This window comes from Pseudomaricurvus sp. ABR4_320, from assembly GCF_056159445.1.
Map to the genome: position 1 here is coordinate 24563 of NZ_JBSWVF010000018.1, position 22753 is coordinate 47315.

At 50.5% G+C, this 22753-nt stretch carries 17 protein-coding genes; 7 read left to right on the plus strand and 10 right to left on the minus strand.

The annotated features are described in order from the left end of the window. Window positions 1-19: 19 nt before the first annotated feature. The 3 genes from ACXAFR_RS23140 to ACXAFR_RS23150 are packed head-to-tail and all read left to right on the plus strand — an operon-like array spanning window position 20 to window position 3936. Window positions 20-643, plus strand: a complete 624-nt coding sequence (locus ACXAFR_RS23140) for a HupE/UreJ family protein (protein WP_475181516.1) — start codon at window positions 20-22, stop codon at window positions 641-643. 13 nt (window positions 644-656) lie between these two features. Then, a complete protein-coding gene (locus ACXAFR_RS23145; protein ID WP_475181518.1) occupies window positions 657-1262 on the plus strand; it encodes a HupE/UreJ family protein in 606 nt (201 codons plus the stop codon). Continuing rightward, window positions 1255-3936 carry a spermidine synthase gene (locus ACXAFR_RS23150; protein WP_475181520.1) on the plus strand — a complete coding sequence of 894 codons (2682 nt, stop codon included), beginning with the start codon at window positions 1255-1257 and terminating at the stop codon, window positions 3934-3936. Before ACXAFR_RS23145 ends, ACXAFR_RS23150 begins: the two co-directional genes overlap by 8 nt. Before the next feature lie 6 nt (window positions 3937-3942). Here ACXAFR_RS23150 and ACXAFR_RS23155 read toward each other — a convergent pair whose 3' ends face one another. The 6 genes from ACXAFR_RS23155 to ACXAFR_RS23180 all read right to left on the minus strand — a co-directional run bounded on the left by ACXAFR_RS23155 (window position 3943) and on the right by ACXAFR_RS23180 (window position 10938). Then, window positions 3943-4860 carry an ROK family protein gene (locus tag ACXAFR_RS23155; RefSeq protein WP_475181522.1) on the minus strand — a complete coding sequence of 306 codons (918 nt, stop codon included), beginning with the start codon at window positions 4858-4860 and terminating at the stop codon, window positions 3943-3945. A 92-nt stretch (window positions 4861-4952) separates the two neighbouring features. Beyond that, entirely contained in the window at window positions 4953-6440 is a 1488-nt protein-coding gene (locus ACXAFR_RS23160) for a mannitol dehydrogenase family protein (RefSeq protein ID WP_475181523.1), read from the minus strand. Between the two features lie 113 nt (window positions 6441-6553). Then, window positions 6554-7657 carry an ABC transporter ATP-binding protein gene (locus ACXAFR_RS23165; protein ID WP_475181527.1) on the minus strand — a complete coding sequence of 368 codons (1104 nt, stop codon included), beginning with the start codon at window positions 7655-7657 and terminating at the stop codon, window positions 6554-6556. Between the two features lie 12 nt (window positions 7658-7669). Further along, the gene (locus ACXAFR_RS23170) at window positions 7670-8503 is read right to left on the minus strand and encodes a carbohydrate ABC transporter permease (RefSeq protein ID WP_475181529.1); all 834 of its coding nucleotides are present in this window, start codon (window positions 8501-8503) and stop codon (window positions 7670-7672) included. Between the two features lie 20 nt (window positions 8504-8523). Then, window positions 8524-9465 carry a carbohydrate ABC transporter permease gene (locus ACXAFR_RS23175; RefSeq protein ID WP_475181531.1) on the minus strand — a complete coding sequence of 314 codons (942 nt, stop codon included), beginning with the start codon at window positions 9463-9465 and terminating at the stop codon, window positions 8524-8526. Between the two features lie 147 nt (window positions 9466-9612). After that, window positions 9613-10938, minus strand: a complete 1326-nt coding sequence (locus tag ACXAFR_RS23180) for an ABC transporter substrate-binding protein (protein ID WP_475181532.1) — start codon at window positions 10936-10938, stop codon at window positions 9613-9615. A 320-nt stretch (window positions 10939-11258) separates the two neighbouring features. Here ACXAFR_RS23180 and ACXAFR_RS23185 point away from each other — a divergent pair, with 320 nt between their 5' ends. Continuing rightward, window positions 11259-12212 (plus strand): AraC family transcriptional regulator, encoded by a 954-nt coding sequence (locus tag ACXAFR_RS23185; RefSeq protein ID WP_475181534.1) that lies wholly within the window; start codon window positions 11259-11261, stop codon window positions 12210-12212. Window positions 12213-12243: 31 nt separating this feature from the next. Here ACXAFR_RS23185 and ACXAFR_RS23190 read toward each other — a convergent pair whose 3' ends face one another. The 3 genes from ACXAFR_RS23190 to ACXAFR_RS23200 form a co-directional block, all read right to left on the minus strand. After that, the gene (locus ACXAFR_RS23190) at window positions 12244-13662 is read right to left on the minus strand and encodes a carbohydrate porin (protein ID WP_475181536.1); all 1419 of its coding nucleotides are present in this window, start codon (window positions 13660-13662) and stop codon (window positions 12244-12246) included. Window positions 13663-14142: 480 nt separating this feature from the next. Next, complete coding sequence (locus ACXAFR_RS23195; RefSeq protein ID WP_475181538.1) at window positions 14143-14766, minus strand: putative 2OG-Fe(II) oxygenase; 624 nt, start codon at window positions 14764-14766, stop codon at window positions 14143-14145. Window positions 14767-14855: 89 nt separating this feature from the next. Further along, window positions 14856-15329 carry a BlaI/MecI/CopY family transcriptional regulator gene (locus tag ACXAFR_RS23200; protein ID WP_475181541.1) on the minus strand — a complete coding sequence of 158 codons (474 nt, stop codon included), beginning with the start codon at window positions 15327-15329 and terminating at the stop codon, window positions 14856-14858. A gap of 192 nt (window positions 15330-15521) precedes the next feature. Between ACXAFR_RS23200 and ACXAFR_RS23205 the strand changes: the two genes are divergently transcribed. Together ACXAFR_RS23205 and ACXAFR_RS23210 are read left to right on the plus strand one after the other, a co-directional pair. Next, complete coding sequence (locus tag ACXAFR_RS23205) at window positions 15522-16454, plus strand: hypothetical protein (protein WP_475181542.1); 933 nt, start codon at window positions 15522-15524, stop codon at window positions 16452-16454. A 133-nt stretch (window positions 16455-16587) separates the two neighbouring features. Further along, window positions 16588-18606, plus strand: coding sequence for a calcineurin-like phosphoesterase C-terminal domain-containing protein (locus ACXAFR_RS23210; protein ID WP_475181544.1), 2019 nt, complete (start codon window positions 16588-16590; stop codon window positions 18604-18606). A gap of 82 nt (window positions 18607-18688) precedes the next feature. On the opposite strand, the gene ACXAFR_RS23215 is transcribed toward ACXAFR_RS23210, so the two are convergent. Beyond that, window positions 18689-19177 carry a hypothetical protein gene (locus tag ACXAFR_RS23215; RefSeq protein ID WP_475181547.1) on the minus strand — a complete coding sequence of 163 codons (489 nt, stop codon included), beginning with the start codon at window positions 19175-19177 and terminating at the stop codon, window positions 18689-18691. A gap of 103 nt (window positions 19178-19280) precedes the next feature. Between ACXAFR_RS23215 and ACXAFR_RS23220 the strand changes: the two genes are divergently transcribed. Continuing rightward, entirely contained in the window at window positions 19281-22748 is a 3468-nt protein-coding gene (locus ACXAFR_RS23220) for a TM0106 family RecB-like putative nuclease (protein WP_475181548.1), read from the plus strand. Window positions 22749-22753 lie beyond the last annotated feature (5 nt).

Consider the following 22753-nt stretch of genomic DNA (forward strand, 5'->3'; position numbering starts at 1 on the left):
CAGAACAGGAAGAACTACGATGCGCCGGAACGCCCTTTTAACTCAGAGATGGCCTTACGTTAACAGCCTGCTGTTGCTATTGTTTTGCACAGCGGCACCTTCGGCATTTGCTCATGAAGAAACTGGCGTTGCCGGAGGACTCATGAGCGGTTTTCTACATCCTTTTTTAGGACCAGATCACTTGGTTGCCATGGTTGCCGTTGGCCTCTGGGGGGCTCAACTGGGCAACCCTGCCATCTGGATACTACCAATTGTATTTCCCGTCGTTATGGCGTTGGGCGGTTTACTGGGCATCCTGGGTGTCCCCATTCCTCATATTGAAATGGGAATCGCCTTCTCTGCTCTCCTGCTTGGAGCTGCCATTGCGATTAAATTCAGGGCTAACCTCTGGATCACCGGCGTTTTAGTCGGGCTCTTCGCGATCTTCCATGGCCATGCACACGGGACAGAATTGCCGCATGCTGCCAACGCTCTGTCCTACGGCATAGGCTTTGTTATCGCCACAGGGCTGCTTCATTTATGTGGCATATTGCTGGGCACTCTCAACCACTGGCAACAGGGCGCCTTGGCAGTGCGCGCTTGCGGAGCCGTCATCGCGGTTGTAGGCGTCTACTATGTTCTCTCTGCCAGCCAACTGCTGTAAGAGCACCACAAGTATGACACCGCGGTTGTTACTTCTACCCGTCGCCTGTTTACTGGTCAGTGCAAACGCCCAGGCACATTTGGTTTCCACACGGTTCGGCGAATTTTATGCCGGCATGCTACATCCTGTGACCAGTTTGCTGCATCTGGTGCCGTGGATTGCGCTGGCTTTATTGGCCGCCCTACAGGGCAAACAAGGGACGCGGGATTCGCTGATAACCTTTCCCATGACCTTAGTCATCGGCATGGCCATGGGGCTGGCAATTCCACCCAGCCAGTGGGCGACAATGCTAGCCTTGAGCTCGTTTCTTATTCTAGGCCTCTGTGTTGCCCTGGGCCGTGTGTTACCACGATCACTCTTTCTATGTTTGGTGATTACGTGTGGATTAATTCACGGTTACGCCAACACACTGGCGGATCTCAGTACACGCGCAACACTGTTGTATATGAGCGGTGTGGCTCTGGCGGGTTACATTCTGGTGGCTCTACTCGGCTCTAGCGCAATAAAAGTTCAGGCTTATCCATGGGGTAGAATTGGCATTCGAGCTTTGGGTAGCTGGATTCTTGCCATAGGAATGATTTATACCGGCTTTACGCTCACTGGCGCCAGCGGTGTCTGATTCCACCAAAACCCTAGGCACTCCGACGGAGTTGTCGACCACGGCGGAGCAATTACCGAACCCCATCCGACTTTATGGACTCTTAATCGCTTCGGGGTTTGCCGGTCTCGGATACCAAATGACCTGGACCCGCATGCTGGCGACTTCTCTGGGTCATGAGATAGTCGCAACACTGGCGGTATTGGCGGCATTTTTTGCCGGCATGGCAGCAGGCTGTTTTCTCGTCCAGCGCTGGTTGAAAAATACCCGCAACCCCGGTCTTTGCTACGCAATACTGGAAACTCTGATAGGGCTTTGGGCTCTAGTCTTGGTTGTTCTTTTGCCCAGCCTGAATCATGGGATCCCCACTTGGATAGGCGCCGAACCCAGTGCACTGCGGCACTGGACCATCGCCTTTCTCGCTGCCTTTTGGGTCTTATTACCTGCAACCCTGGCTCTGGGGGCAACGCTGCCAGCAGCCGCAAAATTAGGACAACAATGGCGGTCCAACACATCACGACTGCCTGGTCTATACGCGGCGAATACCCTAGGTGCTGCACTCGGAACCTTAGTCACCACGTTTTTTTTACTTCCGTTCCTGGGGATCCGCGGAGTCTTAGTTCTTTTTGCAGCGATCAATATCGGCGTTGCACTCTTGATCGTTTCACTACCGAAGGTCCGCAGCGGAGAATTAAATACTCAGAACCTCAAAGGCTCAGTCGGACGGCCACCGGCAGCGAGAGCTCTTCTGCCAATGATGTTTGCCGTTGGCCTGTTGGGCTTGGGCTATGAAGTGCTGGTGATTCGAGTGCTCTCTCAGGTGCTGGAGGGAACGGTTTACAGCTTTGCAGCGGTACTTACGATTTACTTGATGGGCACCAGCGTCGGAGCAACTCTTTACCACCGTTATCGCAAGCACAACCTGGTTACTTGGCAGAAAGGCAGCACCCTGCTCCTGCAAATGCTGACGTTTGCCACCTTATTGGGGAGCGCCACACTTTGGGGAACGGAAACGGTATATTCAGCAACCTTTAATCACCTTCCTCCCGGTATCTTGGCGGGCTTAATTGCAGAACTTACAGTAGCGAGCTGTGTTTTTCTGTTGCCGACGATAGTCATGGGCGCGTTGTTCAGCCATCTGGCAAGCGCAGCGGAATCTTACGGGAAGTTAAGTACAGCCATAGGCATTAACACCCTTGGTGGCGCCTTTGCACCCATCGTCTTTGGGCTGGGGCTGCCTGCGATAGGCGCCAAACTGTCGCTGATCGCGATCAGTCTTGGCTATCTACTCATTCAGCTGTTCGTTTATCAGCGCGAGCGGTTATCGATGACGTCTACAACCCTTCTCGTCGTTATGGCTCTCGCTGCGGCGACACCTTTCCCATTGCGCTTTGTCCCGGATAGCGGCAACGCCAAGGTGCTGGACTATCAAGAAGGAACCATGGCTGCCGTCGCCGTTATCGAAGAGGAAAATGGCAGCCGGCACCTAGCTGTAAACAATCACTTTTTAATGGGCGGCACGGCAAGTCGCTTTTCGGATCACCGCCAAACCCACCTACCGCTTTTGTGGCATGGCGCCCCTAAGTCGGCACTCTACCTCGGTATTGGCACAGGTATTACCTTGCAAGCCGCTCAATATTATCCCGATCTGGAGGTCACCGCGGTCGAACTGCTGCCTGAGCTACCAGCGCTTATGCCTTATTTTGGGGTAAACCTGTCGGGAGAACACTGGCAGCGTCAGCCTCATGTCATCAATGCGGACGCTCGACGTTTCGTCGTCGCCGACCAGAACCGCTACGATGTCATTATCGCTGAAGTATTTCATCCTTCCAGGGATGGCGCAGGCAGTCTTTATACGACTGAACACTTTCAAGCGGTGAAAAACCGACTCACCGAGAATGGACTCTTCTGCCAGTGGTTGCCTCTCTTCCAGCTCGAAACCGATACGCTAAAAACCATTACACGAAGTTTTCTGTCCGTCTTTCCTGATGCACAACTGCATCTGGCGCACTTCAGTCTGGGCCAACCACTGCTCTGCCTATTGGGAAGTCGTCATCCGCTTGTGTTTGAATCCAACTGGCTTGTCGAACGGATTCACGACCGATCGTTACAACAGCAATTGGTGCAGCTGCGACTGAACTCTGACTTTGCATTGCTGGGTGGCTACCTCGGAGGATCAAAAGCACTGAGCAAATTCGCGGGGACAGGAAGCCTAAACACAGATGACAGGCCCTTGGTAACCTATAGCGCACCGAACTTCGTCTATGGCACTCCCAAGTTACCGGCCCAGCGATTAAAAGATCTACTGACTCATCTGGATCATAGCGAGGCAATATCCTTGGTAGATAGCAGCGCGAAAGACGCAGAATTTGCCCGACGATTAGAGGCCTATTGGCAAGCGAGAGATGTGTTCCTGAATGCCGGGATCGGCATTAAGCCAGACGATAACATCAAGCGATTACTGACAGAAATCGAACAACCTCTGCTCGAAGCTGTCAGACTCAGCGCAGACTTTACCCCGGCCTATCAACCATTGCTGCAAATGGCCAACTCACTGGCGCAAACGGACCCGCGTGAAGCGTTGCAACTGCTCGACAATCTCGATCGGGCAAATCCAGCTGTGCCTTGGGCGGCTCAAATGCGCACGGCCATCATTACCAGAGCTCAACAACCCGGATTCAATAGCCGTCCCTAAAACACATTAAGACTGACTCAACGACGCGTCATGGGTCGCTTTGGCCAGTTCCAAAGCCCCTAATTCGCCTGCACTGCCATTTAATCCCGTGGGAACAATGTAGCTGTCCAAGTCCATCAAATGGGGCAGCGGCACATAATCATTAAAAAACGATGCGAATTCTGTCCGTGTTTTCTTGAAGAGATGCCGTTGAGTCATCACTCCGCCCCCCAAGACAATTCGCTCCGGGGAGTAAAACAACGTCAAGTTGTGGCACATGATCGCCAGATGTCTCGCCTGATCCTCCCAAGCGGGATGATTCTCAGGCAATTTATCCGCAGATATCCCCCAGCGTTTTTGAATAGCAGGGCCACTTGCCAAACCTTCCAGGCAACCATCGTGAAAAGGACAGCACCCTTCCACATGCGGTTCTTGCGATCGCTGGGGAATCAGCATATGCCCAACTTCAGGATGAGTTACGCCATGAATCAAAGCGCCGTTCAAAACGACGCCGGCGCCAATACCAGTACCCACCGTAACATAAATAAAGTTATCCACCCCCACAGCGGCCCCATAGGCGCCCTCCCCAAGAGCCGCACCATTAACGTCTGTTTCAAACCCAATGGGAATGTCATAGTGGGATTTCAAATATCCCAACATGTTGGTGTTAGACCAGCCCTGCTTGGGTGTCGATGTAATAAAGCCATAGGTGGGTGACGATGGATTAATATCAGCGGGTCCAAAGGTTGCCACGCCCATCGCAAGCATAGATCCGTGCTTTGCCGTTTCTGTGTCGAAAAAGCCGCGAACCTGCTCGAGGGTCTGAGCAGGACTCGCAGTAGGAAAGCTGGCCCGCGCGACAATATCGTTTGGACCGCTGCCGATCACACAGTTAAACTTGGTTCCTCCGGCTTCAACACCGCCGTACAATTGATGGTTCGTCATAATTCGACAGATTCCAATCCGTAATACCTGAACACTTAAGGAGTTTCTAATTACTGTCAGCGATGGCAACGCAGGTAATTAATCAGAGGTCCTTAACCAACGCTACCGGTTTCATGTAACCGTTTGAGCGTAGGCTTAACGCCTTGAGATTCCAACGCATTGAGGCTCCGCTCAAACAATTCAACAAACTGAGACGAACCCAGAATTTCATCACCAAAAATGTCCGTCATTCCCAAAAAGTTCTCTTTCAAACGATCGGAATCACGTATAGATTCTTGCAAGCGTTCAACCATTGGATCCTGAATGTCATAGAGATTTCCGTGTTCATCCTGGCCACTCAAATAGTAAACCCAACCCGCAATAATCAATGCGACACGGTTTAAAGGCCGCCCTTCAGCAATCAGACTGTGAATGGTAGGAATAATGAATTTCGGCATTTTCCCTGATCCATCCAGCGCAAGACGTTGCAGTTGATCAGCAATCTGTGGGTTGCTAAAGCGCTCGATCAGCGTTTGCTTATAAGCGTCAATATCAACAACTTGGATATGGCTTAACAATGGACTGACATCCTGGTCCATAAAGTCTCTGACAAAATCGAGAAAAACCGAATCGTCCATAAGCTCATGGGCATAGCGGTAGCCTGCGAGGACGCCGAGCAACCCCATTGACAGGTGACTGCCATTGAGCAAACGAATTTTGGCAAGCTCAAAGGGCATCACGTCATCCGTAAATTCCACACCTACGGTATCCCAGTCAGGGCGCCCGCTACAAAACTTGTCTTCAAGAACCCATTGAATAAACGGCTCGCAGAACACAGGCCATTCATCTTGTAGATCGTGCGCGTCACTCAACCACTGCTTCTGGCTATCACTAGTCACGGGGGTGATTCGATCAACCATACTATTTGGAAAAGTGACATGTTCCGCGATCCATTCCTGCAACTGTGTATCTCGAAGCCCCGCATAGGCCAACATAACTTTGCGGGTGACATCACCATTGTGCGGCAAATTATCACAGGACATCACCGTAAACGGTGGAATTCCCTTACTGCGACGCTGGTCAAGCGCCTCTGTAAGGAAAGCGAATACGCTCTTTGGTGTCAGAGGATTTTCTAAATCATGGAGTATGTCCGGGTGCGATGCGTTGAAAGCACCGGTATGGTCATCCACGTTATAACCACCTTCGGTGATGGTCAAAGACACAATACGCACATCCGGATCTACAAGCTTGGCAAGCACGGATTGAGGGTCCTCCGGCGCAAACAGAAAATCGGTCATCGCACCAATGACGCTGACGGAGTGGTTGCCCTCCGGGTCGAGCTCTACCACTGAGTACAAACAATCCTGTTTCGCCATGGCCGATTGCATGGCTCTGTCCGCATCCCGCAATCCAACGCCACAAATACCCCATGCGTCGCTGCCAGGCTTACGTAATAACCTCTCGGTGTACACCGCCTGATGAGCCCGGTGAAAACCTCCAACGCCGATATGGACAATGCCATGTTTCAGGTCCTGCCGGTGATATTCAGGTGGATTCAGTGCCCCCGTCAATTGTGTCAGGGTTGTACTGTTTAATTTCATAGATAACCTTTATGCGTCCTATCGACGCCTTTCTGGCGAAAATTCCAAAAGCTGAGAAAATCAGGAGAACAAAGCCTGGAGCTGTCTCCAGGCAGAGTTTTTAAATCGACCGTTTAGGCCGCTGCCCGCACCAGCCTATGCAGCGCTTGGCCAGCGACATCAAAGACATGGCATTGGGACACATCGACAGTCAAATGAACGCTGTCGCCGAAATGACCGCCGAAGTCACCTGCCGTTCGTACGGTTAAGCTTTCATTCGCATCGGTTTTTACATAGTGGTAGGTATCACTGCCCAGATGTTCGGCGACTTCGAGACGCCCCTGAAGACCGCCATCATTTCCATTCGCAAAGTGAATATGCTCTGGTCTGACACCGATGGTGACCGCTGAACCAGTCCCGACGTTATCGCCCGCCACGGGAATGTGCAGCTGCGCCCCCGTTTGCAATTCGACCCTGACGCCACTGTGATCCGCCGAAATAACTTGCGCGGCCAGAAAGCTCATTTTGGGCATGCCAATAAAACCGGCGACGAATTTATTCGCGGGGTGATGATAGAGCTCCATAGGAGAGCCGACCTGCTCGATCCGTCCCTGATTTAACACCACGACCTTGTCAGCGAGGGTCATTGCCTCAACCTGATCATGGGTAACGTAAATCATGGTGGCATTTAACCTGTGATGCAGTCGCGCAAGTTCAAGACGCATCTGTACCCGGAGGGCCGCATCCAAATTCGACAGGGGCTCATCAAACAGAAAGACTTTGGGATGTCGAACAATGGCTCGACCTATGGCAACCCGCTGGCGCTGACCACCAGAGAGATCTTTCGGTTTGCGCTCAAGCAGCGGTTCCAATTCAAGAATCCGCGCCGCTTCAGAAACTTTCTGATCGATCGACGACTTGGATTCACCAGCCAGTTTCAAGGCGAAAGACATGTTTTTAGCCACCGACATATGGGGATAAAGCGCATAGCTTTGAAACACCATGGCCAAATCCCGTTTCGCGGGAGCGAGTTCTGTAATATCGTTATTATCGAGGCGAATTTGACCACCGGTAACGTCCTCTAACCCGGCAATGGAACGCAACAGCGTCGATTTTCCACAACCGGACGGGCCGACAAATACAACAAACTCATTGTCTTTAATGTCCAAGTTGATGCCTTTGAGGATTTCAGCATCGCCGTAGGATTTTCGTAGATTTTTTATTTGTAATTTAGCCATCGGTAACCTCGATTATTTGACCGCACCAAAGGACAGTCCACGAACCAGCTGTTTCTGACTGATCCAGCCAAGAATAAGAATAGGGGCACAAGCTAACGTCGATACAGCGGAGAGCTTGGCCCAGAAGAGTCCTTCGGGACTCGAATAAGATGCCACCAGTGCCGTCAGTGGCGCAGCCTTAGAGGCAGTGAGATTTAACGACCAGAAGGCTTCATTCCAGCTGAGGATGAGCGAGAGCAAAATCGTCGATGCCAAACCGCCCTTGCTCATTGGCAATAGCACTTGCCAAATTTCCTGCAGCAAACTGGCGCCGTCCATACGCGCGGCTTCCAGAACCTCCGATGGAATCTCTTTAAAGTAGGTGTAAGCCATCCAGATCATCACAGGCAGATTGATCAGCGTGTAGATAATCACCAGACCTATTCGGGTATCCAGCAAATCCAGATCTTTAAACAGCAGATAAATCGGCACCAGAACACCGACCGGCGGCAACATCTTGGTCGACAGCATCCACAGCATCGTTGATTTGGTACGCTTGGTCTCAAAAAACGCCATCGAATAAGCGGCCGGTACGGCAAACAACATACCTACGATGGTCGCACTAAAAGACACCACAACTGAGTTCCAGGCGAAGTGAAAATAATCGCTGCGCTCATTAATGAGCGCATAATTTTCCAACGTTGGAGAGAATATCAGTTGCGGAGGTGATGCAAAGGCATCAATTTCCGTTTTAAAGCTGGTCAGAAACATCCACAAAATGGGGAAGAAAATGATCAGCGCTATTGCCCAAGCCAACGCCCCCATAACCCAGGCGTTGATGAGACGTTTTTGTTGTAATCTCAGCATGATGTAATCTCGGTCAGGACTCAGTTGGTGGTCAGGCTTTTGCCGATTAAACGAACCAGGAAGAAAGCGGCAATATTGGCAAGAACCACAGCGATCAAGCCACCGGCCGACGCTAAACCTACGTCAAACTGCAACAGTGCTTGGCTGTAAATTAGGTACGCGAGATTTGTGGTTTCATAGCCTGGACCACCACCGGTTGTGGTAAAGATTTCGGCAAAAATCGAGAGCAAGAAGATGGTCTCGATCATGACGACAACCGCAATCGGCCGAGCCAGATGTGGCAAGGTTAAATGGAAAAATACAGCGATAGGTCCGGCCCCATCCATACGAGCCGCTTCCTGCTGCTCCTGATCCAGGGATTGCAGCGCAGTCATTAGGAGCAATATGGCAAACGGTAACCATTGCCAGGAAACGATCACAATGATTGAAAACAGCGGAAAATCGGTAAACCAGTCAATGGGTTGAGCGCCGAAGAAGGTCCAGACTTCCGCCAACACGCCAGAAACGGGATGCAACAATAAATTTTTCCAGACCAGCGCACTGACCGTAGGCATAATAAAGAACGGAGAAATGAGCATAACCCGCACCAGACCACGGCCCCAAAATGCTTGATTCACCAATACAGAAATCAACACGCCAAAGACGATGGTGATGAGCAGTACACTGCCGACTAAACTGAGTGTATTGCCGATACCGGCGATAAAGCTCTCGTCCGTCAGAAAGAACACATAGTTTTCAAAACCGACGAAATCATTTTCTCCGGGGTACAATAAATTGTAGCGGATGGCAGAAAAGTAAATCGTCATCGCTAAGGGGACAATCATCCACAAAAGCAAAACCAGTACCGACGGGGTAACCAACAAGCGGCTGAAAACCGAATGGCGTTTTGCTTTCGCTTTTGCTGGCGTTTCCGACGGGGAGGCGGCCGCAGGCCGATCAGAATTAAGAATTGTCGTATTCATAGCGTTATTGGCGCGTTGTACCGCGCTTCATCTTATCGATAATAAGAACCGCCACCCTTTGCCTATCCATCAACATGAAACGGGTGGCGCCTCGAAGAGCAGGCCGAGCTCACACTCGACCAAGCATCTTCGCATCCTGCTCACAATTTATTTTTTCGCGTAATACCGAGCACGCTTCATTTCACGCTCAGTAACCTTTTGAGCGCGATCGAGCGCAGAATCAACCGACATGGAACCAGATAATGCCCCCGAAAACAGCTTGCCGACTTGAGTCGCAATAGCTTGGAATTCCGGAATCGCCGCAAACTGAACCCCGATATATGGCTTAGGCTTGAGAGTCGCATCCTGTGGATCTGCTGTACTCATCGCCTCCAGGGTTTTCTCTGCGAAAGGCGCCGCTTCCATATAAGCCTCATTGGCGTATGTGGATTTACGGGTACCCGGTGGAATATTGGCGATACCGCTGGTTTCAGCAACCAGATCACTGTACTCGGTCGAGGTCGCCCAGGTGACAAAGGTCATTGCCGCGTCTTTCGCATTTGACGTGCTGGGGATTGCCAGAGCCCACGACCACAACCATCCCGCACCTTTAGTAGTTACCTGAGACGGCGCCAGCGCGTATCCAACTTTATCGGCAACCGAGCTTTGAGAGGTGTCCGTGACAAACGAACCTGCAACCGTGGCGTCTACCCACATGGCACACTTGCCACTGTTGAACATGGCAAGGTTTTCATTAAAGCCGTTTGACGTCGCTCCCGGTGGACCGTATTTGCCCAACAGATCAACGTAGAAGCTGATGGCTTTCTTCCAGGCCTCCCCGTCAAATTCTGGTTTCCAGTTTTCGTCAAACCAACGACCACCGAAGGCATTTGCCATGGTTGTCAGGAGAGCCATATTCTCCCCCCAACCGGCTTTGCCTCGCAGACAGATCCCGTATTGGCCGTTTTCGGGTTTGTTCAACACTTCGGCGTATTCTTTAATTTGCTCCCAGGTTGGCTGTACGGGCATTTCCAAACCCGCTTCCTGAAACAAATCCGTGCGGTAGTAAGTCATGGAGCTTTCGGCATAGAACGGCAAACCATAGAGTGTACCGTCGACCGAAAGGCCATCGGTTAACGCTGGAAATATATCGTCAACATCATAACCATCTGGGAGATCTTTAACGGGCGCAAGCCAACCTTTAGCGCCCCATATCGGTGCTTCGTACATGCCAATGGTCATGACATCAAACTGTCCACCGTGGGTTGCAATGTCTGTCGTCAGCCGCTGGCGTAAGACATTTTCTTCAAGTACTACCCATTTGAGATCAATGTCTGGATGCTCTTTTTCAAACGCCTCAGACAAACCCTGCATACGAATCATATCGCTGTTATTAACAGTACCTATGGTTACCGTAGTGGCAGCGTGGGTGAAAGGGGCCGCAAAAGATAATTGGGTGGCGATCAGTGCCGGGAGAATATGCTTCATTTTCATTGAATATTTCTCTTTATTTTTCTAATAAAAGGATCTTCAAGATGATCCGTAGACCATCGCAACCAGGCCGACAAGGGCTCATGGATAAGTCTCTATTCCACGCGAATCAGGCGACTGGAGCAAATACATATCACGCCCCGTTTCTATACTATTTTGCCGCATCATAAACTTTCGAAATATCATGAATTCCTCCTAATTCCCTATTTTAATAGCGATCACGAGAAATATAGTCTTAAAGAGAGGCCAAAAAAGTATTTATATCAGGCGACAGAGAGGGTAAAGTAAAACGGCTAACTAAGACAACGATAATAACGCCAGCTATGTCACAGAGCGAAATTGAAGAAAAAATAATTTACAACGAAAAGCAACGGATAAAGCCCGAGTTTGAATGGGTACAACAGCAGGATGATCAGTCAATACGCTATCTCGAGCACGGAGCTCCCAGCAAGTTAATTCGCTGGCACTACCACAAAGAGTATGAGTTGCACTTTGTGAAAAGCACTTCCGGTAAAATGTTCGTCGGTGACTATATTGGCAACTTCAGTCCGGGCAATCTGGTGCTTGCCGGTCCTGATCTTCCCCACAACTGGATTAGCCAGATGGAGGAAGGAGAAAGCGTGCCCCTACGTGACCAAGTGGTTCAGTTCTCGCCGAGCTTTATCGGCAGATGCCAAGCCTTAATGCCTGAATTCAACCGCCTGCGGCCACTGCTGGAACACTCCCATTTTGGAGTGGAATTTCTTGATCAGAAGCTCATAAGCCGAGTCGAAACACTGTTTGAACACATGGCGGTAGCCAATGAATTGCAACGTATTGTGTTGTTTTTTCAGATGCTCGAACTGCTGGCAATGACAGACGATTATCGCATCCTTTCCAGCGGACACCACACCCCTCTTATCGATGAAAAGAGTATTTCCTGGCTCAACCGCGCCGTCAATTACATCTTTGATAATTACGATCGCAGCTTAACGCTAGAAGAGATGGGCGAGTACATGGCGATGGGTGAAACCCAGTTTTCCAAGTACTTCAAAAAGGCCTCAGGTCATCGATTTATCGATTTCGTCAATCGCATGCGAATCAATAAAGCGTGCGAGTTTTTAGCCCACAGTGAGATGCCCGTCACAGAAATTTGTTTTTCTGTCGGCTTTAACAATATTTCGAACTTCAATCGGCGCTTTTTCAATTTCAAAGGCATGTCGCCAAGCGAATATCGAAAAACGTCGCTGTCCGGACTCTATATGGAAAAGCCGGTGCTCGAAGAATCGGCCACCTAAACAGTGGCCGCTTTACATATAGAGAAATTCTCTAGAAGTTAAGGCTTAATTGAACGCCCAACACCAGCGCGTCATCTGCATCATCATCCCCATTGGGATTCATCACATACTGCACACTGGGCATAATTTCTATCGCAGGAGTCAGAACAAAGTTGTAGTTTAACTCAACCGGATACTCATGCTCCTGCACAACAATTTCGGAATTACCCGGTACGGCATTGTAACGACGTTGAGCGTCGGTCAGCTCGCTACTGACACTGTTGCGCCCAAACGCCAAACCAACGCGATCGCGGGGCCGGCTGGCAAAGGGAGCCGTAATAAAGCCGCCCACCGCCAAGACTTCACCGATCTGACTGTACTCATCATCCGGCTTAATCAGGCTCGCGAACAGGCGCAAGCCTCCCCCCGCCTCGTTGGAGGTGATTTGCTGCTCGAGATTGACGTAGAACGCCTGATCACTGTCGTCTACCTCAGCGGCATCTATGGTCGTCCCGGTAGGAAATCCCGCCAAGTTGACGATTTTGCTCTTATCCACACTGCTGCGGGTGATACCGAATCGATAGTCGCCATCTAAGCCATTTCCATAATCGGCCTTGTATTCAATTTCACCGACGAGTAGGTTTCCACTCTCGCCATCACTGGTACTGAGTTTAAGCCCTTGATCTTCTGAAGCATTATTCGGATTACCGTCATAGGTTCCCAGTTTGAACGACCAATTCTCAGTAGGTGTATACGTCACCTGAGCGCCCAGCGCACTGAGCGGATCACCATACCAGTTACCACTAATATAATTCGATGAACCACCACTACAGAACGTCAGATGCTGAAAGGCGCAGCTCATCGCAAAAAAATCTGCACTGGGATAGAGACGACCAAGTTTGATACTGAGCTGGTCGTCAAACAAATGCTGGGTCAGTGAAAACTGCGTCAGTCGGGTGACATTGCCGCGACCGTAGATTTGCTGGGACTGTAACAGAAACGGCATATCCGCCGTATCGTTAATAAGCTCACCATTTCGATTGGTAACCTCAATCTTAAATTCAGCACCAGTCCACCCCAACATTTGCTCTAAATCCAGATAGGCTCCAAGGAAGAACTGATCCGCATAGACAGTATCCTTATCCTCGCCACCTTCAAGATTGTGTGCCGCCTCATTAAAATATCCCAGGCGTAATTTAAGTCCGTTATCGGCCAGTTCGGACCGCAAACCTCCCCAATCTCCGGTAATATAATCATCTGGGTCAACCCCCTCAGCCACGACAGCGGCCGATGTGAGCATCGTTAGACCGAGTATTGCGGTCAACCGAGCCAATAACGGTTTCCCCCAACCGTAGGCGTTGGACTCGGCGGCATTGGCGACCGAACGGCTGAGCGACTGCTCGGGAAATGCGGTTTGTTTAGGAGAAAAGACCCCTGAAAGATTCCGTGATAGATTGGTTTGCGAAGTCATCGTCATGCATCCAAATAACGTTATTGTCTTTTTTCTCAAAGCCTCACGAAAACAGCCATTACGCTGCCATTCGCCAGACTCGGTTAGGTGTTCTCATTGACAGAAGGTCGCGTCATCACACTCACTGCGCGAGTGTTTAAACACCACCGATAGATGAAAAACAGAGGGTTAGAACGCCGGGTAACATCCGGCAAAAGATCTCGCTAGCACACGTTTTATCTCTATCATTATTGTCAGCGGTCCCGCTACCAACGAAATGTAATGGCATTTCACAGGGGACGTGAGGACCAGGGAATTACACGCGCAACCAGGAAAAGTCACAAATACTCGACGAGTCCGATTTATGTACTTTTTTGATCGGTGATGATGATCGCTGTCATACAAACAGATCGATAAAGCAGATTACGATGGGCAGATTACGCCTCTTCGCGAGCCCGCTAAGATACCCATTGCGCGATAGTCAAAAAAGTAAACACCGCTTTAGGTCGACGAAAAGTTGACTTCGTAGTCCCAGCTCCGCAACCGGTTGGGCAGCGCGTTCATGGCAATGGTGACACGTTGCCCACCCTGGTTTGGCGGTACAGCGTGCAGCAGATAGCTGGGGAACAATAACAGATCCCCCTTGTTTAACTCATTCGGAACCCAACGATCCGCATTGTAGGGCGTCGTGGCACTGTCAGCATGCTTATTGGTGAACACATAGTCAGCCCCACCCATTGGGCGATGAAAAATGGTTCTGGCCGACTCATGAACATCCGTCAGGTAGATCACTGCTGAGATAAAACTGTTCGCATGGGAGTGAATTAATTGGTGCCCGCCAGTGGAAGAAACGTTCATCCACATTTCCTTAACGGACCAGGTTAGATTCTCACCAAACAGCAAGAAGCCAAAATCCCTGAGTAACGGCTGCAACCTGTCGAGCAGTTCTTTATGGTCTTTTAATGCTTCCGCCGATAGAGGCTTGGTGTGGGTCAGTAAGTTGGTCTGCGTATTGGCCACCTGAGGCTGACTTTCGATACGCGCCAGTAAAGGGTTGATCAGAGAATCGTCGACAAAATTTGCGACACGCATGACGGGCGTGGGAAACAGGTTCTCAATTTGCATAACGCTCAATTTTTCACAACAAGGGCAGGTCAACCGAAAAATCCATTCACAATAACCCGACACATTAGCACGGCGCCATTAAGATTATGTTACCGGTGATCTATGGCGCTTTTTAAACGCTCAAAAATACTGCGCACGTCTGACCAGAGCGTTGCAGACGTAGAACCGGCATTCGCATCTGAAGAAGGTGCTTTTGCGTCCATAAACGTCATAAACCCTGAAACCATCGGTGCCATTTGGCCATCACCCACTCGCTCGGCAATATCTGCAACCAAAGAGCCAATCAACGCACTGCGGGAAATCTGCGCACGGTAACAATAAGACCGTTCAATTTTTATACGATTCAACAAGCCCTTTCTATAAAGCCTTTCTAATGTGCTCTGCACCGTACTCAAACTGGGAATGGGTGATTCTGTTAATGCCTCTAACACTTGCTGAGCGGTCTGTTCACTGTCTTGCCAGAGCACTTTCATAACGGCCAATTCACGCTCACCCAACACGGGAACTGATCTAGTGACGTCCCGGCTAAAGGACCCTGTCACTTCTGCTGCAGACCATTTCATACTACCGCCCTTCCCTGATTTCTAAAATCCGGCCCATACACTAACGTACCAAACTTACAGAAGCATGACGGCATCGAGAATGCGCGATCGTTTCAGAAAGATCACTGGAAACAATGCGGTTTCGTCGTTGACATAAAATCGACGCCTAAATGTCCTAAGCTCGGATTTGCCATCATCGAAATCTTTAGAGTTATGCAAAATCGCAATCCAATCCCCCTCTCCTCAGAGAAAAAACCTCAATCTTGGCACAAAGAGCCACTTGTTCACTTTTTGATAATTGGCTCGCTGCTGTTTGCTATTGACGCCTTTATTTCCATGAATCGTGACACGCCCAATACCGTGAACATCGACGAAAATCGCTTGCAAGGCTTCTCAGAAAGTTTTCAATCACTTCGAGGAAGACAGCCGAACTCCCGAGAAATGCGCCAGATGATTGCGCGCTGGTCACACAACGAAATCTATTATCGCGAAGGACTGCGACTGGGGATTGACAAGTCTGACGATAATGTTCGCAGTCTCATAATTACACAAATGAAAGAAATTAGTCGCGCTTCATTGCCAGAGGCTATTCCCAGCGAATCGGAACTTCGTTCTTGGTATCGCGTTCATAACGAACTCTACCAGGTCGAACCTCGATACACGCTTGAGATTATTCCACTTGACGACAGTAAATCCCTTTTAAACGCGCGGAAATTGACGAATAAACCCTACGGAACATCAATCCCTGAAACACTTAAGGTTCACAGTCAAATAATTCCACAAAAAACCGCAGCCTATTATCGAGGCAGATATGGCATTAATTCTGATCGCCTGCTGAAAAGCAATGAGAACATTTGGCAGATCCTGCCGGTGCGCAATGGTAATGTCCTGATCAATATACGAGAGGTATATCCCGGCACCATCCCAGCCTTTGAAGATCTACGTCATCAAATAGCCAGAGACTGGCGCCAGGATCACAACCAAAGAGCCATGGCGAAGCAAGAGGAAGCGCTGTTTGAACGCTACAACATCAACTATGACATTGAAGAGGACTTAAGGCCAACGTCAGAGTTACCTAGCGATACCCCTACAAGCCAGGCTAGACCTGCGAAATTTGTGAACCAAAACAATTCAAATACGAAATAACAGCAGACTGTTTTTACGACTGCCACAATACTGTTAAAAATCTTTTACCAAACTGTCCTCTACTGGCAAAGATTGTCCTCTACCTTCAGGCTTCCGGCGCAAAAATCGTCGGTCATCAAATGGAGAAGATACGATGAAGATCAGTACCAGGAAGTCACTTTTATCAATTGCTATCAGTATTGTACCAATCAGCAACATGGCGCTTGCTGAGAACAGCTCTATATCTGCCAGTGAGTGGAAAAGTACCCAGAATGAGCGGTCGTCCTATATCGGTGGACCTCAAATTTTTGCATCAAAGGATGGCGAACAAACTCGTGACTATGTTCAAGGTTTTGTCTTTAACGACGTAGATCGCGATGGTTGTAAAGGAGAGGAAGAACAAGGCGTCGCCGGGGTCTTGGTTTCAAATGGCTACGATGTCGTTAAAACCAACAAAAATGGCTTTTATAAGCTACCGGTAGCAAAACGGGGATTGGAAGATTTTACCGTTTTTATCACCAAGCCCGCCGGCTGGGACCTGCCAACCGATGAAGACAATATCCCCCAGTTCTTTTATCACCATGCACCCAATGGCTCTCCAGAAATGCGTTTTGGAGGTTTAGACGCCACTGGCGATCAGCCCAGATTTATCAGCTTTCCAATGATTAAAGGCGAGTACAAAAAGAACTTCAAGATTGCGGTTTCCGGTGACCCACAGCCTTACTCCAACAATGAAGTCGGCTATGTACGCGAAGCCCTCGCGAATGAGTTAGTTGGTCGCGATGATCTGGAACTGGTCTTGATCGAAGGCGATGTTATGGGTGATGACCTGGGCCTGTATCCTCGCATGAAAAAGATCATGAGCGCTGTCGACAAGCCGATCTACTTTGTTCCCGGCAACCACGATCTGGACTTTGACGCGCCTACGGATGCCAACAGTCTGGATACCTTCAAGCGCGAATGGGGTCCCACCTACTATTCGTTTGATATGGGCGACGTGCATTTTGTTGTTCTCGATAACATGCGCTACCCGTGTACACCAGACATTGATAACGCTGATGGCTTGCACGACTTTTGTGCTGATCCGGAAAATGCTCCGACCTACAACGGTGTGATTGATTCGGCTCAGATGGAATGGTTGACCAACGATCTGTCACTGGTCCCAGAGAACAAATTGATTGTGCTCAACATGCACGTGCCACTCGTATCCTATGCGGATATGGATTCGACCAAACATCAGGTTGACAACACCCAGTGGCTTTACGATTTAATCGGCGATCGCCCTGCACTGGCGTTGTCGGGTCACACTCACTCCCTGGAAAACTTCCTGCCTGGCGAATCCTTTGAAGGCTGGAATACCGCACTTGGCTTGGGCTCCACCCCATTCCCACAAATCGTTACTGGTGCGACGTCAGGAGCCTGGTGGAATGGTGACATTGATGAATTCAACCTGCCAATGGCGATTCAGCGTCAGGGCGCTCCTCGCGGCTACCTGATCTTCGAATTTTTCGGCAGTGACTTCAACGCCCAATTCAAAGCCGCCGCCAAATCGCCGCGGGAACAGATGCATGCTGACTTCTTGTCGCCCACCTTCCTGGATTGGTATTACGCGATGAAAAGCTGGTATGAAACTCCCGCTGAAGCCCGTACAGACACGCCACCGGTTAGTATTGCGGATTTGGGTGACACCTCGATACTTACCGCCAGTGACCTGGCAGGTGGCACTGAGTTGATGGTTAACGTCTGGAACGGCTCACGTGACAGCAAAGTGTGGGTGAAGCTGGATGATCAGGCTCCTGCACTCATCGAGCGCACCCAATCCGGCACCGGAGAAGGCAAAATCGAATCCCTGGATCCCTTTGCCCTGAAAAAGCAGTTGTACGTATACCGTTACGCTACCAAGAGCGAATCAGGAAATCCGGATACTCAAGGCTACCAGCTCTATAACGGTTCACAATACGGTACGGCCGATCCGCAGCCGCAATCCGGTAGCTTTGCCGAAAACTCCAACCACATCTGGAAGATGTCCATCCCTGCAGATCTGGAAAACGGCATTCACACGTTGGAAATCATGACCCGAGACGTCTACGGCAAATACTACAAAACCACGAAAACGTTTGAGGTAATGGACGAACGTCCTGAGCCATATTTCCGTACTGAAGTGTTTGAATAAGCACTAAAGGTATGACGCGCCCCTGCAATCCGCGGGGGCGTTACTGACCGAACAGAACGCTCAAACACGCAATTAGGATGCCCTAATGAATTTCTTGCTGAGCGTCCTTTTTGATATCCAAATCGTTAATCTCCAACGTCAGCTGTTCCAGTAGTAGACGGCACAGAGCGCTAAGATTATCGCGAAACCGTGTATCCAGAGACGAGCTCCCCCCATCAGCGACCTGTGGTTCATCATCCTCTTCACTGGCGGAGTTATAGGCAGATAACATTCTGGAACGGTAGCAAAATATCTCTTTTAAAGTCTGTTCGTGTTTGGCTTCCAGAATTTTTTCCAAAAGACGAAATGACAAAAAGACGTCATCTTTATCCACAATGCTATACGCCTTACTGAAGCAGATCACCGCATCACGAACCAACGCCTGACGAATCAGCGGGTCGGCGTTAACCTGGTGGGTATAGCTGATATTAAACAGCGCGCTTTTAACGTCTTTTACGGCTTCGCCAATTCGCAAGCGTTGACGCTCTGCGGAAATGGCCGACATCGGCAAGGATTTTCCAATATCACCCATACTGAGCCCTTCCCCTCACTGATTTAAGATTCCTGTACACTACTCCCAGAAGATGACGAATTATCGACAGTCATCACCGAATGAAGAACTCTGGATCTCTGTAATGCCCTCCACCAGCGACAGCCCCCTGTACAGCCCAACCCAATTGACCCAATTTATCGAGAGTCCCTTTGCTGCGTGGATGGATCAACTGGCCAGAGAGCACCCGGAGCTAGCGCCGGAAAAGGATCCCGCAGACAGCCTGTCTGCCACCTTGTCTGAAAAAGGCTATGCCCACGAGGCTGAGCAGGAAGGTCGTTTTCGTGAACAAGGACTGCTGGTTTTGAAAATTGACGGACATGACGCCAATCAGTGCCTGGAGAGCACGCGGAAAGCCATGGCAGATGGCGTGGATGTCATTGTTCAGGCGCGCTTACAACAACGACCTTTCGCCGGTTACAGCGACTTTCTTGTCAAGGTTGAAGGCCCCAGCAAGCTCGGCGACTATCACTACGAAGTGTGGGACACCAAACTCGCCAGTCGCGCCGATCCCCGCTACCTGATACAACTGTGTTGCTACACAGAAATGCTCGCCAGCATGCAAGACGCAGAGGCCGACTTTGTGACCTTGGTACTCGGCAATGGCGAGATAAAGCGTTTTCAAACACGCCAATACCTGTCTTACTACCGCTTACAGAAACAGCGATTTCTAGAACAACAAGCCCACTTTCATCCAGAGCAAATGCCCGACCCAGCCGATTCGCCGAACTGGGGGAACTGGAGCAACGTCGCCAAGGAGCAATTGCTGGCGCGAGATCATTTGTTTCAGGTCGCGGGCATCAGCCGCGGTCAAATCAAAAAGCTCATTCAGGCGAATATTACCAGCATGCAGGCGTTGGCCAACACCCCAAGGGACTATGTCAGTGGTATCAATCCATTGGTTTTACAGCGTCTGAAGTCTCAGGCTCGTATTCAAAAGCAAACCCAAACATTGCAGCAACAACAGCCTGATGCCCCTCCCTGCGTGGAAATTCGAATGCCAGCCGCCGGAGAAAAATCCGGCCTGGCGCTCCTGCCACCCCATTCGAACGCCGATCTGTTTTTCGATATCGAAGGTTTTCCGCTGGATGAGGGGGGGCTGGAATACCTGTGGGGCTGTACCTATTTCGACGACCAGGGCGAGCGTCAATTCAGAGACTTCTGGGCACACAATCGAGAGCAGGAAAAACAAGCCTTCGTCGATTTTATTCAATGGGTCTACCAACGCTGGCGCGCCCATCCTGGTATGCACATTTACCACTATGCCAATTATGAAATCGCCGCCTGTCGCAAGCTCATGGGGCGTTTTGGCTGCTGCGAGGACGAAGTCGATCAACTGCTCCGCAATGACGTGTTTGTCGACCTGTATAACATTGTGCGAAGTGGCATTTTGCTGGGTGAGCCCCGCTATTCCATTAAAAATGTAGAGCACCTGTACCGAGGCAAACGCGAGACCGACGTGGGCACCGGCGGCGATTCCGTCGTGGTCTACGAACAATGGCGAGAACGCCTGGCACGCGGTGAAGAAGGTGACCGCTGGCAGACGTCTCCCACCCTGAACAGCATTCGCGATTACAATATCGACGACTGCGATTCCACCCAGGAGTTGGTCGCTTGGTTGCGTGAACAACAAACCGCCAAAGGCATCGCCTACCTCGGGAAAAGTGACATAACCGAACCTGAGATCCCCGAGGAAATCACCGAGCGCACACGCCTGCGCGATCGGTTATTAGAGCGAGCGGCCACAGAAGGTGAACAGCAATCGCCTGCCGCAAGACTCAGTGAAAACCTCGCCTGGTTGCTGGAATTTCATCGACGCGAAGCCAAGCCGGTGTTCTGGAAAATGTTTGAACGCCTGGGATTATCTCCAGAAGAGTTGCTCGACGACCTTGACTGCCTCGCCTTTTGCGATCGTACCGAACGGGAACCCTTTAAACGCTCGGCTCGCACCCGTAACCTCGGCTACGAATATCGCTTTGACCCTACCCAAGAATTCAAAGGGGCCGCACGGCAATTCTTTGTTCTGGGCGAAGAAACGGAGAATGGTACGCCTCTCAAAGTTGACTTTATGAAAGAGGAAAGCGATCTTGAGCAGGGTTTAATTATGTTACAGGCGAAAGAGGAGCCGCCCGCCCATCTTTCGCTGGTGCCTTATGAATTCGTCAATCCTGCGCCCATTCCTGACGCCATCGACGCGGTCGTCGCCCACTACGCCGACAGCCCCCAACCTGTGGTTTCAGCGATCGTCGACTTTTTGCAACGCTCACCTCCGCGATTTCGCTCGGACTACTCTCATCCAAGCACCAGCGGTGATATCGCGCCAGCGAGCGATCCCGGCGAACGCCTGCAGCAAATCATTCAAGCGGTAAGCCATATCGATAACAGTTATCTGACGATTCAGGGACCGCCCGGCGCGGGAAAATCCTATACAGGCAAGCACATCATCGCGGCGCTTATTAGCAGCGGCGCCAAAGTGGGTATCGCCAGCAACAGCCACAAAGCGATCAATAATCTGCTGATCAGTACGGCGCGCTACTGCCAGGAACAACAGCTCTCGGTTTTTTGTGCCTGTACCAAAGATACAGATCCAGAACTTGCCGAGCTCAACGTTGAGATTCTTAAAAATAATCAATTGGCGGCCGCTATCAAGCCCGGTTGCGTGATTGGCACTACGGCCTGGGGTTTTGCCCGCGACGATATGGCCGACCAATTAGACTATCTGTTTGTCGATGAGGCCGGACAAGTCGCTGTCGCGAATCTGGTGGCGATTAGCCGCAGCTGTCGCAACCTGATTTTGATGGGCGACCAGATGCAGCTCGGACAGCCCTCTCAGGGCACCCATCCAGCTGACAGCGGGCTGTCAGTACTGGATTATTTACTGCACGATTCTCCAACCATACCATCGACAATGGGGGTGTTTCTCGGCACCACCTACCGCATGCATTCGCGGGTGAACCGATTTGTCAGCAACTACATCTACGACAGTAAGCTGACTGCTCATCCGAGTAATGATTTACGTACGATTGCTGTGCCTAGCGACTACCAAGGGCTGCTCGATAAAGAGGCGGGGATTATTTTTATTCCTGTCGTACATGAGGGCAATACCCAGGCGGCAGAGGAGGAAGTTGACATCATTCAGACGCTGGCCAAGGAATTACTTGGGCGCACCTTCCAAACGGGCAAAGCTGGCTCTCAAAAAGAGTTGACCCGTCCGATTGACTGGTCAGACATATTATTTGTGGCGCCCTATAATCATCAGGTTAGCAAGTTAAAGCAGGCCTTGGGTGATGACGCCAAAGTGGGCAGCGTAGATAAATTTCAGGGGCAGGAAGCACCCATCGTTTTCCTGAGTATGTGTGCCAGCGACGCAGGCGAATCCCCCCGAGGGCTGGAATTTTTATTCGATAAACACCGACTCAACGTCGCCCTGTCTAGGGCTCAAAGCCTGGCAATCGTCGTCGCCAATCCGGCACTGGCCGCAACTCCAGTTGCCACCCCAGAGCAAATGGCACTGGTCAACCTGTTTGCTGCACTGATGGACGAATCTGTCTGAGCGCC

Coding starts and splice junctions, on each gene's coding strand:
- ACXAFR_RS23140 (WP_475181516.1), top strand. CDS start 20: ATGCGCCGGAACGCCCTTTTAACTCAGAGATGGCCTTACGTTAACAGC.
- ACXAFR_RS23145 (WP_475181518.1), top strand. CDS start 657: ATGACACCGCGGTTGTTACTTCTACCCGTCGCCTGTTTACTGGTCAGT.
- ACXAFR_RS23155 (WP_475181522.1), bottom strand. CDS start 4,860: ATGACGAACCATCAATTGTACGGCGGTGTTGAAGCCGGAGGAACCAAG.
- ACXAFR_RS23160 (WP_475181523.1), bottom strand. CDS start 6,440: ATGAAATTAAACAGTACAACCCTGACACAATTGACGGGGGCACTGAAT.
- ACXAFR_RS23165 (WP_475181527.1), bottom strand. CDS start 7,657: ATGGCTAAATTACAAATAAAAAATCTACGAAAATCCTACGGCGATGCT.
- ACXAFR_RS23170 (WP_475181529.1), bottom strand. CDS start 8,503: ATGCTGAGATTACAACAAAAACGTCTCATCAACGCCTGGGTTATGGGG.
- ACXAFR_RS23175 (WP_475181531.1), bottom strand. CDS start 9,465: ATGAATACGACAATTCTTAATTCTGATCGGCCTGCGGCCGCCTCCCCG.
- ACXAFR_RS23180 (WP_475181532.1), bottom strand. CDS start 10,938: ATGAAAATGAAGCATATTCTCCCGGCACTGATCGCCACCCAATTATCT.
- ACXAFR_RS23185 (WP_475181534.1), top strand. CDS start 11,259: ATGTCACAGAGCGAAATTGAAGAAAAAATAATTTACAACGAAAAGCAA.
- ACXAFR_RS23190 (WP_475181536.1), bottom strand. CDS start 13,662: ATGACTTCGCAAACCAATCTATCACGGAATCTTTCAGGGGTCTTTTCT.
- ACXAFR_RS23195 (WP_475181538.1), bottom strand. CDS start 14,766: ATGCAAATTGAGAACCTGTTTCCCACGCCCGTCATGCGTGTCGCAAAT.
- ACXAFR_RS23200 (WP_475181541.1), bottom strand. CDS start 15,329: ATGAAATGGTCTGCAGCAGAAGTGACAGGGTCCTTTAGCCGGGACGTC.
- ACXAFR_RS23205 (WP_475181542.1), top strand. CDS start 15,522: ATGCAAAATCGCAATCCAATCCCCCTCTCCTCAGAGAAAAAACCTCAA.
- ACXAFR_RS23210 (WP_475181544.1), top strand. CDS start 16,588: ATGAAGATCAGTACCAGGAAGTCACTTTTATCAATTGCTATCAGTATT.
- ACXAFR_RS23215 (WP_475181547.1), bottom strand. CDS start 19,177: ATGGGTGATATTGGAAAATCCTTGCCGATGTCGGCCATTTCCGCAGAG.
- ACXAFR_RS23220 (WP_475181548.1), top strand. CDS start 19,281: ATGCCCTCCACCAGCGACAGCCCCCTGTACAGCCCAACCCAATTGACC.